This is a genomic window from Proteus vulgaris (assembly GCF_016239305.1).
Lineage (GTDB): Bacteria > Pseudomonadota > Gammaproteobacteria > Enterobacterales > Enterobacteriaceae > Proteus > Proteus vulgaris_C.
Map to the genome: position 1 here is coordinate 74,328 of NZ_JAEHOQ010000004.1, position 12,379 is coordinate 86,706.

Genomic DNA, 12,379 nt, shown 5'->3' on the forward strand with positions numbered 1-12,379 from the left:
TAATTCAATAAAAAGATAATGTTATGCACAATAGCCGATTACAGACACACTGTTTAACGTTGGGATATCAACAAACAACGATTTGCCAAGATATTTCTCTTTCTATTCCTGATAAAAAAGTCACCGTCATTATTGGTCCTAATGGTTGTGGTAAATCAACGTTATTGCGCAGCTTGTGTTGTTTATTAAAACCATTATCAGGTCATGTTTCATTAGATGGACAGCCTTTAACTGCATTGCCAACTAAAAAGTTAGCTCGTCAAATCGCGTTATTACCACAAACGATGCAAGCACCTTCGGGGATCACTGTAGCTAATTTAGTTGCAAGAGGGCGATTTCCTCACCAAAGCTTTATGCATCAATGGAGCAGAGAAGACAAGTTAGCCGTAGAAACGGCAATGAAAGAGACCGGAATAGTTGAATTTGCAGATAAAACGGTAGATTCATTATCTGGAGGACAAAGACAACGGGTTTGGGTTGCGATGGTATTAGCGCAACAAGCGGAGATTTTGCTGTTAGATGAGCCAACAACATATTTGGATATTGCTTATCAAATAGAATTACTGAATATCTTTCGAAAGCTTAATCAACAACAAGGGCGTACTGTCGTTGCTGTTTTACATGATTTAAACCAAGCTTGTCGTTACGCAGATAACCTAGTGGTCATGGTAAAAGGTCAAATTATTGCACAGGGCCAGCCACAATCTATTATTAATGAGGCATTAATAAAACAAGTTTTTGATTTAGAATGTAAAATTATTTCCGATCCTATTGTTGGAACACCAATGATAGTACCTTGCTAACTTATTGTTGAGCAATAAAAAAGCGGCTTTAGTGTGACTAAATACCGCTTTTCGATTTGGGTTAGCATAAATAAATTACGCTGTTTTGGGCCATTTATTGGCAACCCAAATTCCACTCATTTTCATTGCATAACCAAATAAAACACCCACGATTAGTGAAGGGATGGTTTGAGTGAGATCGCCTTGCGCAGCAAAAATGGTGCATGCTCCAATAAAAGTGCCGGGAATATAAGCAAGTAAGGCGCTTTTAGCTTGAATGCACATTACAAAGGCAATAACACCCGTTACGGCATAGCCGAAAACAGAAATATCATTAAAAATCTGGCTACCATAAATAATGGCTAATGCCCAAATTACGCCACTCATAATGGTTGCTATTGTGACCGCTAATCCTTTAATGCCTTCCTTAGGATAAGCAAAATAAGCGGTACAACCTAAAAAGCCAGCCCAGCTTAATAAACCAAATTGATTAGCAATAAATGCCCAAATGGCAGAAAGAATGCCTGTTGTCAGCGCAGTAAAATAAAGCGTTCTCACGATAGACTCTTAAATATAAGGGGGATATTTACCCAGTTAACTAAAGGCGAAGTTTAACATTGTCATTAGTTAATTTACTATATTTAGATCATTAAACATCATCATTTAAATACATATTTTTTCTATATGTAAAATCTATTTTTCTTTAAAAAAAAGAAAAAGACAATGTAAACGATTGCGTATTGGAATCATGATTAAATAAAAAATAACTAGGTCTATTATTCAATATTTATTATTAATAGTTTAATTAAAAAATAGTATTAAATAATATAAAAGTAAAAAAGTTAAGTAATTTATCTTACTCTTTTTGAAAAATTTTATTTCTTAAGTTTAATCGTAATGCATTTAACTTTTACCTGCTATAGCCGTTAAATTCAGAATTACACGCTATAGCAGGTAAGCAGCTAAATATTAGCTAATCTAATAGCACGTGCTTTCATTCCATCCAATATTGTATTGCTAATCTCAGAAGGGAAATTGTCGGGTAGTTGCTGTTTTACGCGTTGTATGACATCGTCCATTTCTTGATAAAAATAATGAAGAATATCGCTCATCAATGAAGGATCGAAACCGACAGCTTCAGCTGTTTGGTAAAAATGGCGAGGGAAAATTTGTTCTATTGCGTATTTTTTACCTCGGCTTGCTTTTAATCCCATAGCAAGTTTTGCATCTCGTGGATTAAGTCCTCTTCCTCCGAAATTGGGATAGATAGACATAATGTCATAAAGAGGAGTGAGATGGAAACGTCCTTCTTGGTTGATAAAAACAGAAAAATTCTTTGCATGTCCATCTGTTGCAGCCAAAAGCCAAAATAGCACTTGCGCCTTCATAAAATGAAAACGATCTTGATCGGCATTTGATGAGCCAAGTAAATATTTCATAATATCGATAATGCCAGGCCCTCCTTCATTTTCATATTTTAGAGCAGAAGGTATATTTAAAATTTGGCAAAAATCTTCTTGAGGTAAACGTATTATCCACGATTTATCTGATGAATATTTTCTATCAAAACGTTCTACAGCAAGCGCTTTAATATTTTTTGTTTTAATAATAGAGCAGTGAGGGACGGGAAGATCAAATTCTTTGGCAATTAAGGTACAAAGATACTCATTTTCTACACTATTGGATAAATCCATTGTATAAGAATGACTTTCAATAACGCCAATTGGCAGTTTAATAATGTGGGTAGTGGGTGTGTTATTATGTGGTACGCACCAATGATTATCTTTTAAAAGTAACGCGGTTTTTTCTTGTGCTCCAGCGATGGAAATTCTGAAATCAGTATATTCTTCAAGCATACCGAGTGGAGTATTGGATTGATATCCTAGTAGAATTCTCTCAAGCTCAGTATCATCGAGTTTGTGATATGCTATTTTTTTGATATTCGCGGGCGTACTGCCACTAGGAAGTAACCTTAATGCACCAACAGTATCTGCACCGATAGCCGCTAATAGATCAAAGGGTTGACTTGAGTTCGCATTATAGCGACTCACAATACGATTTCTAATTTCAGTATTATCAGGTAACAGATTATCAAAGAAATTATAGACACAGTCTCCTTGATATTCTTGAAGTTGTAATGGCATCGAAAGAGAGATAGGACGACTTCCTAGTTGATTAACCCAATCTTCAGCATATTGGAATGAATGCGCACCTGAGCTTTTTTTAGTAAAAATGCCCACATAGTATTCATTCATATATACATCAAGACTCGCCATTTACCACTCCTCCTTCCACTCACTTTTGTGTGCTAAATTATTTTTAGCATCTTTAGGATGAATTTCCATCTCTAAATTTAGTGCGGAGAGTAGTTTGAAAAAAGTTTCTAGTTTGGTGGAATTAGGATTAAGTTCAAAATTGGACACGGTATCTTGTCGGATCCCTACTTTTTGGGCAACTTTACTTTGAGACAGTTTTTTTGTTAATCGGACATCCTTTAGATGTACGCTGAGTTGATAGGCGTTAATTATAATCATTATCTTCTACCGGTTATAGGCGTTAACATCTAATATACCTGTTATAACGTGTAGATCAAGATCTAATGGTTATAGCGTGTAGAATTAAAACTACCTGCTATAACCGGTAAGTTAAAATTTACACGGTATAGCGGGTTAATACAGAAGCTGGAAAATCTAGCTGTGTTACTCATAACCTCGGCTGACGTTTAGTCTTATAAAGACCAAGCTTATTTTTTAACACTTCATAGGGGGAGTTACCAGCATGGGCTGACCGTCAAAGGCGTCGTAGTTCGTCTTAGAACGGGAAGCTTTTATGGGTGCTACTATGAGTTGAAGATAGGTAGATCTGGGGAGGGAGAAACATGTTTTCTCGGTTCTCTTAAATCAACAATAATTAGTACTGCTGGGATTTCAAACTCAGCTACCGTTGCTATTTCACCAGTGTGCGGTCTAATCTCAGAGATCGCTGTATCTGGCATTGATCCTAAATATAAATATGGAATACCTGTTGGGTTCGCTCGCCCATGATTAGCATATCGATTTGGAGGTGCTCCCATATCTTCATTTATTGTTGTAATGAGTTTTTCAAGTGCCTGACCGAATTAAAAGTGCCATACTTCATCTCAACAGTGTGTCCATTCGATGTGATTTTTAGCTCAAAAAACAAACAATTACATTCGAGGAATTTAAAGATGGGCATAATCAGGACACAAAAATCACGTATAAACTCGCACGGCGATGGACCAGTACAGAAAGTAAAAGCTCGCATTAACATGTAGTTAATGCGAGTTAGTGAACGTTCTCAGGCTAGGATAGACTAAAACTTATTTCCCAATACAAAAGCTAGAGAAAATACGACCTAATAAGTCATCTGAAGTAAATTCACCGGTGATCTCACTTAATGCTTGTTGAGCGAGTCTTAACTCTTCTGCCAATAACTCACCTGATTTTGCATAAACTAGTTGCTCATGACCTTGCTGTAAATGTTCTGCTGCAGTATTTAAGGCTTGTAAGTGGCGACGGCGTGCTAAGAAGCCACCTTCAGTGTTACTATTAAAGCCCATCGCTTCTTTTAAGTGTGAGCGAAGTAATTCAATCCCCATTCCATCACGTGCAGATAAACGGATCATTGGGTAATTACCTTGAGCTGTGATCTCGACATTTTCACCGGTTAGGTCAGATTTGTTACGAATAACAGTAACGGGTAAGGTGTTTGGTAATCGAGCCATAAATTCAGGCCAGATATCTTCAGGTGTTGTTGCATCCGTTGTTGTGCTATCAACCATAAAGAGCACTCTATCTGCTTGCTCAATCTCTTTCCAAGCACGCTCAATACCAATACGTTCAACTTCATCGCTGGCTTCACGTAAACCCGCAGTATCGATAATATGCAACGGCATACCATCAATGTGGATATGTTCGCGTAATACATCACGCGTTGTACCAGCAATATCTGTAACAATTGCGGCTTCTCTGCCAGCTAATGCATTTAATAGACTCGATTTACCCGCATTAGGACGACCCGCGATAACCACTTTCATCCCTTCACGTAATAAGCTACCTTGGCGAGCTTGAGCACGAACATCATCCAACTCAGCAATAACAGCGTTAAGTTTTCCTTCAATGATACCGTCAGAAAGAAAATCAATTTCTTCATCTGGGAAATCAATGGCTGCTTCAACATAAATGCGCAAATGGGTTAACGATTCCACCATCTCGTTAATATGAGAGGAAAATGCACCTTGTAATGAGTTAATTGCTGAGCGCGCTGCTTGCTCTGAGCTGGCATCAATTAAATCGGCAATGGCTTCTGCTTGTGCTAAATCGAGTTTGTCATTTAAAAATGCACGTTCAGAAAACTCACCAGGATTAGCGATACGTACACCAGGAATTTGTAAAATACGTTTTAGTAATAAATCAAGAATAATTGGGCCACCATGGCCTTGCAGTTCTAAAACATCTTCACCCGTAAAAGAGTTAGGGTTAGGGAAGAAAAGGGCGATACCCTGATCAAGCACGGAGTTATCTTCGTTACGAAACGGCAGATAATCGGCATAACGAGGTTTAGGCAATTTGCCTAAGACGGTTTGTGCCACAAGAGCCGCTTTAGGCCCAGAAACGCGCAGGATACCAACACCGCCTCTTCCAGGAGGTGTGGCCTGAGCGACGATAGTATCAGTGCTATGCATGGTGTACTCGCTTAATCAGAATAATCATTAATCATCTAAAATTAAAAAACAGAAGGCGGTCTATAATGACCGCCTTCGCTATTTTATGTCACTTTCCTTTGAATGTAACCAAGGAAGAGGTTTTTCCTCATATGACCTTATTTTTTGTCTCTGCTGTGTAAGCCACGTTTTTCCAGACCGCGGTAAATTAACTGCTGCTGGATGATGGTCACTAAGTTACTGACGATATAGTACAGAACCAGACCTGATGGGAACCACAGGAAGAATACAGTAAATACAACCGGCATAAAGGTCATGATCTTTTGTTGCATCGGATCAGTTACTGCAGTTGGAGACAGTTTCTGAATGACGAACATAGTTACACCCATTAATAATGGCAGGATGTAGTATGGGTCTTGTGCAGACAAATCTTGGATCCATAACATAAATGGAGCATGACGTAATTCAACTGAGCCCATCAGCATGTAATACAACGCAAGGAAGATTGGCATCTGGATAATCAGCGGTAAACACCCACCCAGAGGATTCACTTTCTCTTGTTTGTATAACGCCATCATTTCTTGGCTCATACGTTGTTTGTCATCACCAATACGCTCACGCAGAGCAGCCAGTTTTGGTTGCAGTAAACGCATTTTCGCCATGGAGGTGTACTGCGCTTTGGTCAGCGGGTACATGATACCACGAACGATAAAGGTGATCATGATGATGGAGAAGCCCCAGTTACCGATAAAGCTGTGAAGGAATTTCAACAGTTTGAACAGTGGCTGAGAGATAAACCATAACCAACCATAGTCTACAGATAGGTCTAAATGTGGCGCGATAGCAGACATTTCAGACTGGATCTCAGGGCCAACCCATAATGTAGAGGTGATGTCAGCTGTACTATTTGGTGCAATAGTGACAGGTGCTGATTTATAACCAATCAGAGCAATGGATTTATTTTCTAAAGTAATCGAGTAGAAGTTATTGTTCTGACTATCTTTAGAAGGAACCCATGCTGTTGCGAAGTATTGTTGTAACATCGCAATCCAACCATTATTCGTGGTTAGAGATAAGTTTTTATCTTCGATATCACCAAAACTATATTTTTTATAGTTGGTTTCATCTGAGGAATATGCCGCACCACGATAAGTGTGTAGCGCAAAGTTGCTACTACCAGTATCACGGCTTTCTGGCAATTTAACAGATTGCTTTAACTGACCGTAGAAGTTCATTGTCAGTGTTTTATCTGTTGTATTCTCAATTTTATATTCAATACCGATATCGTACTGACCTTTTTTCAGAATAAAGGTTTTGACGAATTTTACGCCATCTTCATTCACAAAAGTCATAGGTACGCGTAATTCATCTTGATTTTCACCAAGTATGAATTCGTTTTTATCAGCAGTATAGACTGGGCGAGATTTCTGATCTGGACCATCCGGGCCGATTAAGCCACTTTGAGCCTGATACAGGAATTGAGGTGTAGTTTCCAGTAAACGGAAAGGTGTCTGTGAATTAAGCTCGGCGGGATAGGCTAACAAATCAGCCTCATCGATTGTACCGCCCTGAGTATTGATACTAAGATCAAGTACGTCAGTTTTTACGGTAATCAATTTTGCCTGCTCATTGCTGTTACCAGTTACAGCAAGACTATCACTACTTGGCATGTCCGCTTGTTGCGAGATCTGAGTAGTAGTGGTGGTGTTTTGTGAAACTTTATCACCCTCCCACTGCTGCCAGATCAGGAAAGAAACGAACAGCAAAGCGATGAATAGAAGATTGCGTTGCGAATCCATCGTTAATTTTCTCTGTTATCGTCGTTTTTTCTAGGTGGGACAGGATCATCACCACCTTCGTGTAAAGGGTGGCATTTTAATATGCGTTTCACTGTTAACCAACTACCTTTTATCATTCCAAACCTGCGCAATGCCTCAATTCCATAATGAGAGCACGTAGGATTAAAACGACAACGAGGCCCCAACAGAGGACTAATCCCCAGTTGATAGCCCCTAATCAGCAAGATCAGGACTTTTGAGCCAAGCGACAATGACGACGCCATAATTTACCCAACACTTCCGTCAATTGGTGGTTATCAAGTTCTGCAACCCCTTTTCTTACTAATAACACAAAATCCATCGGCGGTAATTCATGCTGATGTAAACGAAAGTATTCACGGGCTAATCGTTTAATACGATTGCGCTCATGAGCACGTTTAACGTTTTTCTTTGCGATTGTTAGACCGATGCGGGGATGCCCCAGCTCATTCTGGCGACCCAAAATAGTAACTTCTGGTGAACTCGCGCGTTGTGGTTGCTGGAAAACAAAATTGAAATGCTTGGGAGTTAACAAACGTAACTCCCTTGGAAAAGCGAGCTTAACCACGGAATGGTTAGCTTTTATTATTTCGAAGAAACGGTCAGACGAGAGCGGCCTTTCGCACGACGGCGAGCCAGAACCTGACGACCATTTTTAGTGGCCATACGAGCGCGGAAGCCGTGGTTACGGTTGCGCTTCAGTACAGACGGTTGAAAAGTGCGTTTCATGGCGATTTCTACCTACTTAATATAATTACTGATTCAGCAAATGCGTTGACAGACAGGCGTGCAATAAATAAACAAACCGGTACTTCAATCGCAGCATCAATGATGGAAAGATGCGGGATTGTAATAAAATCACTCAAATGCGTCAATCAAGATGACGCTTTAAGTACCGATTTTTGTCGTCTTTTTTAGCAAACCCGATAATCAATCCTGACTTATGCGCAACGAGTACGCTTATTAGCGACCTAAAAGAGAGCCTTAATAAGTGACTTTGTTGGTACAAGCACGCAGGGTGCAAGATTATACGGACTCATGGTGAAAGCGCAAGGATCTTTGATGGATCAAGTGAGAGATATTTGATCACTTACCATAAGAAAGAGAGATTTATGCAAAGAGAAAGTTATCCCCAATTGCTAATTGTAGGGCGACTCAAGTACACTAGAATGCCTTTGCATATTTCATTTGGTGAATTATCACAAATCATCAAGCCTGTGGATAAAAACCATAAAAACTGTGCAAAAGAAAGAGGATCTTCGTTTCATTTTGCGATATGATCCCCCGTCACGATCAGAATAGCCAGTCTGCGATCGTGAATCACGATGTAAATAAATCGTTGTCACCAAGAGTTGTTCCTTATTAAGAATTGAAGAGGAACGATGTTGTGCACTTTGTGTTTAAGCACGCTGTGTTTAGTTGCATTGTACAACTGCATTTTTCCTGTTTATTTTTTAGTCTTGTTTTTTTAGGGGAGTCCGCCGTGTCACTTTCGCTTTGGCAGCATTGTCTTGCCCGATTGCAGGATGAGTTACCTGCCACTGAATTTAGTATGTGGATACGTCCCTTGCAGGCAGAATTAAGCGATAATACGCTGGCGCTGTATGCACCTAATCGTTTTGTTTTAGATTGGGTAAGAGAAAAATACATTAATAATATCAATGCGTTATTAGTGGATTTTTGTGGCTCTGAAGTCCCTTCTTTACGCTTTGAAGTAGGTAATAAACCTGCATCGACACGTACAACGGAAAGTGTTCCTAAAGCTGTTGTACACCCAACAGTAAATACGGCACCTACGTATAGTCAGCCTGTTCGCCCTAGCTGGGATAATCAACCCGCATCTCAACTGCCTGAGCTGAATTATCGCTCTAATGTTAACCCAAAACATAAGTTTGATAACTTTGTTGAAGGTAAATCTAACCAGCTAGCGAGAGCTGCAGCAAGACAAGTTGCTGATAATCCTGGTGGTGCTTATAACCCACTCTTTTTATATGGTGGAACAGGGCTTGGTAAAACGCACTTGTTACACGCAGTGGGTAACAGCATTATGGAACGTAAAGCGAATGCAAAAGTGGTTTATATGCACTCTGAACGTTTCGTACAAGATATGGTAAAAGCGTTACAAAATAATGCGATAGAAGACTTTAAACGTTATTACCGTTCTGTGGATGCACTATTAATTGATGATATTCAATTTTTTGCCAATAAAGAGCGTTCACAAGAAGAATTTTTTCATACCTTTAACGCATTGTTAGAGGGTAATCAGCAAATTATTTTAACCTCAGACCGTTATCCAAAAGAGATTAACGGTGTTGAAGATAGATTAAAATCACGCTTTGGTTGGGGATTAACGGTAGCGATTGAGCCACCAGAACTTGAAACCCGAGTCGCGATTTTGATGAAAAAAGCGGATGAAAACCAAATTCAGTTACCTGACGAAGTGGCTTTTTTTATTGCTAAAAGACTTCGTTCTAACGTCCGTGAGCTTGAAGGTGCATTAAACCGAGTAATTGCTAACGCGAATTTTACAGGTCGTGCGATTACTATCGACTTTGTACGTGAAGCATTACGTGATTTACTCGCTCTACAAGAAAAATTAGTCACTATCGATAATATTCAAAAAACAGTTGCTGAATATTATAAAATTAAAGTGGCCGATTTACTGTCGAAGCGGAGATCCCGATCGGTTGCCCGTCCGAGGCAAATGGCAATGGCGCTGGCAAAGGAACTCACAAACCACAGCTTGCCTGAAATCGGGGATGCCTTTGGTGGTCGTGATCATACAACTGTTCTTCATGCATGTCGTAAAATAGAGCAATTGCGTGAAGAAAGTCACGATATCAAAGAAGATTTTTCTAACTTAATCAGAACATTATCATCCTAGCGCTATGAAATTTATCATTGAACGTGAACAGCTTCTTAAGCCGCTACAACAAGTGAGTGGCCCTTTGGGTGGTCGTCCTACCTTACCTATTTTAGGTAACTTATTGCTTAAGGTGACTGAGAACACCTTATCACTAACAGGAACTGACCTTGAAATGGAGATGGTGGCGAGAGTTAACCTCAGCCAGTCTCATGAAATTGGCGCCACAACTGTTCCTGCGCGTAAGTTTTTTGATATTTGGCGTGGGTTACCAGAAGGCGCAGAAATCAGTGTTGAGCTCGATGGTGATCGCCTTTTAGTGCGCTCAGGTCGTAGCCGTTTTTCATTATCAACTTTACCAGCATCTGATTTTCCTAACTTAGATGATTGGCAAAGTGATGTTGAATTTACCTTGCCTCAAGCAACATTAAAACGCCTCATTGAATCCACACAGTTTTCAATGGCACATCAAGATGTGCGTTATTACCTCAACGGTATGTTGTTTGAAACTGAAAATACAGAATTACGCACAGTTGCAACAGATGGGCACCGTTTAGCCGTATGTTCGATGGATATCGGGCAATCTTTACCTGGCCACTCAGTTATTGTCCCTCGTAAAGGTGTTATCGAATTAATGCGTCTACTGGATGGTGGTGGTGAGAGTTCACTGCAACTGCAAATCGGTAGTAACAATATACGTGCGCATGTGGGTGACTTTATTTTTACCTCGAAGTTGGTTGATGGTCGTTTCCCTGACTATCGTCGCGTATTACCGAAAAACCCAACAAAAACAGTGATTGCAGGTTGTGATATTCTTAAGCAGGCATTTTCTCGTGCTGCAATTTTATCTAATGAGAAATTCCGCGGTGTGCGTATTAACCTCACAAGTGGTCAATTGAAAATCACAGCGAACAACCCTGAGCAAGAAGAAGCAGAAGAAATTGTTGATGTTCAGTATCAAGGTGAAGAAATGGAAATTGGCTTTAATGTCAGCTATCTCCTTGATGTATTGAATACCTTGAAATGTGAAGAAGTTAAGCTGTTACTAACGGATGCCGTTTCAAGTGTTCAAGTTGAAAATGTGGCAAGTTCTGCGGCTGCTTATGTTGTTATGCCAATGCGTTTATAATAGTCACTAACATGATTTTATCCCGTTTATTGATCCGCCATTTTAGAAATATTGAACAGGCGGATCTGCCATTAGCGGATGGCTTTAATTTTCTTGTTGGACCAAACGGGAGTGGTAAAACAAGTATACTTGAAGCGATTTACACCTTAGGACATGGACGAGCATTTCGTAGTTCTCAAGCAAATCGCGTGATCCAACATGATGAAAATGAATTTATTCTTCATGGGCGCTTAAGTGGGCTTAATGAAGAGAGCCGTGGCTATGCGATTGGATTGAGTAAAGATCGCGAAGGTAATAGCACGGTACGCATTGACGGAAGCGATGGTCATAAAATTGCAGAATTAGCAAAATTGTTACCCATGCAATTAATTACACCTGAAGGTTTTACCTTACTAAATGGTGGGCCTAAATATCGTCGCGCGTTTATCGATTGGGGTTGTTTTCATAATGAACCTCGATTTTTCGCTGCATGGTCGGATTTAAAACGTGTTTTAAAGCAACGTAATGCAGCACTAAGGCAAGCAACGTCTTATCGACAGCTGATGCCTTGGGATAAAGAACTTATCTTATTAACGCAACAGATAAGTGAATGGCGAGCTCAATATACCGAAGATATCGCTAAAGATATTGAAGAAACGTGTCGTCTGTTTTTACCTGAATTTTCGCTGAAAGTCAGTTTTCAGCGAGGCTGGGATAAAGAAACTGATTATGGTGAGTTGCTAGCACGTCAATTTGAACGTGATAAAATGTTAGCGTATACCTCACTTGGTGCTCATAAAGCAGATCTACGCATTAGAGCAAATGGCACGCCAGTAGAAGATATGTTGTCACGAGGTCAGCTCAAGCTATTGATGTGTGCTCTGAGACTGGCGCAAGGTGAATATTTCACTCGTAAGAATGGGCAAAGATGCCTGTATCTGCTCGATGATTTTGCTTCCGAATTAGATGCAAGTCGGCGTCAGTTATTAGCCGAGCGTCTAAAATCTACGCAAGCTCAAGTGTTTGTCAGTGCGATAACACAAGGGCAAGTGAAAGATATGCTAGATGTAAATAGCAGGCTATTTAGCGTAGAACGTGGCAAAATAGAGGTTAAACCATAGGAAT

At 39.8% G+C, this 12,379-nt stretch carries 12 protein-coding genes and 1 pseudogene; 4 read left to right on the plus strand and 9 right to left on the minus strand.

Annotation, left to right across the window (positions count from 1 at the left end; genetic code table 11):
* Positions 1-23 precede the first annotated feature (23 nt).
* On the plus strand, positions 24-803 hold the full coding sequence (locus JEP40_RS04000; protein ID WP_198622568.1) for an ABC transporter ATP-binding protein: 780 nt from the start codon (positions 24-26) through the stop codon (positions 801-803).
* Between the two features lie 75 nt (positions 804-878).
* Here JEP40_RS04000 and JEP40_RS04005 read toward each other — a convergent pair whose 3' ends face one another.
* The 9 genes and pseudogenes from JEP40_RS04005 to rpmH all read right to left on the minus strand — a co-directional run bounded on the left by JEP40_RS04005 (position 879) and on the right by rpmH (position 8,012).
* A complete protein-coding gene (locus JEP40_RS04005) occupies positions 879-1,340 on the minus strand; it encodes a DUF1097 domain-containing protein (RefSeq protein ID WP_198622569.1) in 462 nt (153 codons plus the stop codon).
* 404 nt (positions 1,341-1,744) lie between these two features.
* Positions 1,745-3,058: a type II toxin-antitoxin system HipA family toxin gene (locus JEP40_RS04010; protein WP_198622570.1), complete on the minus strand. Its 1,314-nt coding sequence runs from the start codon at positions 3,056-3,058 to the stop codon at positions 1,745-1,747.
* The gene (locus tag JEP40_RS04015; protein ID WP_004249771.1) at positions 3,059-3,316 is read right to left on the minus strand and encodes a helix-turn-helix domain-containing protein; all 258 of its coding nucleotides are present in this window, start codon (positions 3,314-3,316) and stop codon (positions 3,059-3,061) included.
* 335 nt (positions 3,317-3,651) lie between these two features.
* Positions 3,652-3,861 (minus strand): annotated as a pseudogene (locus JEP40_RS04020) (RES family NAD+ phosphorylase); the annotation flags it as partial.
* A 261-nt stretch (positions 3,862-4,122) separates the two neighbouring features.
* Complete coding sequence (mnmE, locus tag JEP40_RS04025; protein WP_198622571.1) at positions 4,123-5,487, minus strand: tRNA uridine-5-carboxymethylaminomethyl(34) synthesis GTPase MnmE; 1,365 nt, start codon at positions 5,485-5,487, stop codon at positions 4,123-4,125.
* 137 nt (positions 5,488-5,624) lie between these two features.
* Entirely contained in the window at positions 5,625-7,265 is a 1,641-nt protein-coding gene (gene yidC / locus JEP40_RS04030; RefSeq protein ID WP_198622572.1) for a membrane protein insertase YidC, read from the minus strand.
* A gap of 2 nt (positions 7,266-7,267) precedes the next feature.
* Positions 7,268-7,528 carry a membrane protein insertion efficiency factor YidD gene (gene yidD / locus JEP40_RS04035; RefSeq protein WP_072070482.1) on the minus strand — a complete coding sequence of 87 codons (261 nt, stop codon included), beginning with the start codon at positions 7,526-7,528 and terminating at the stop codon, positions 7,268-7,270.
* Positions 7,492-7,851 carry a ribonuclease P protein component gene (rnpA, locus tag JEP40_RS04040; RefSeq protein ID WP_071788569.1) on the minus strand — a complete coding sequence of 120 codons (360 nt, stop codon included), beginning with the start codon at positions 7,849-7,851 and terminating at the stop codon, positions 7,492-7,494. Before rnpA ends, yidD begins: the two co-directional genes overlap by 37 nt.
* Before the next feature lie 17 nt (positions 7,852-7,868).
* A complete protein-coding gene (gene rpmH / locus JEP40_RS04045) occupies positions 7,869-8,012 on the minus strand; it encodes a 50S ribosomal protein L34 (RefSeq protein ID WP_036933424.1) in 144 nt (47 codons plus the stop codon).
* 754 nt (positions 8,013-8,766) lie between these two features.
* On the opposite strand from rpmH, the gene dnaA reads away from it, so the two are divergent.
* Genes dnaA through recF form a run of 3 tightly spaced genes read left to right on the plus strand, consistent with a single transcriptional unit; the run spans position 8,767 to position 12,375 of the window.
* Complete coding sequence (gene dnaA, locus JEP40_RS04050; protein ID WP_198622573.1) at positions 8,767-10,167, plus strand: chromosomal replication initiator protein DnaA; 1,401 nt, start codon at positions 8,767-8,769, stop codon at positions 10,165-10,167.
* Between the two features lie 4 nt (positions 10,168-10,171).
* The gene (dnaN, locus tag JEP40_RS04055; RefSeq protein ID WP_109409835.1) at positions 10,172-11,275 is read left to right on the plus strand and encodes a DNA polymerase III subunit beta; all 1,104 of its coding nucleotides are present in this window, start codon (positions 10,172-10,174) and stop codon (positions 11,273-11,275) included.
* 11 nt (positions 11,276-11,286) lie between these two features.
* A complete protein-coding gene (recF, locus tag JEP40_RS04060; RefSeq protein ID WP_072070479.1) occupies positions 11,287-12,375 on the plus strand; it encodes a DNA replication/repair protein RecF in 1,089 nt (362 codons plus the stop codon).
* Positions 12,376-12,379 lie beyond the last annotated feature (4 nt).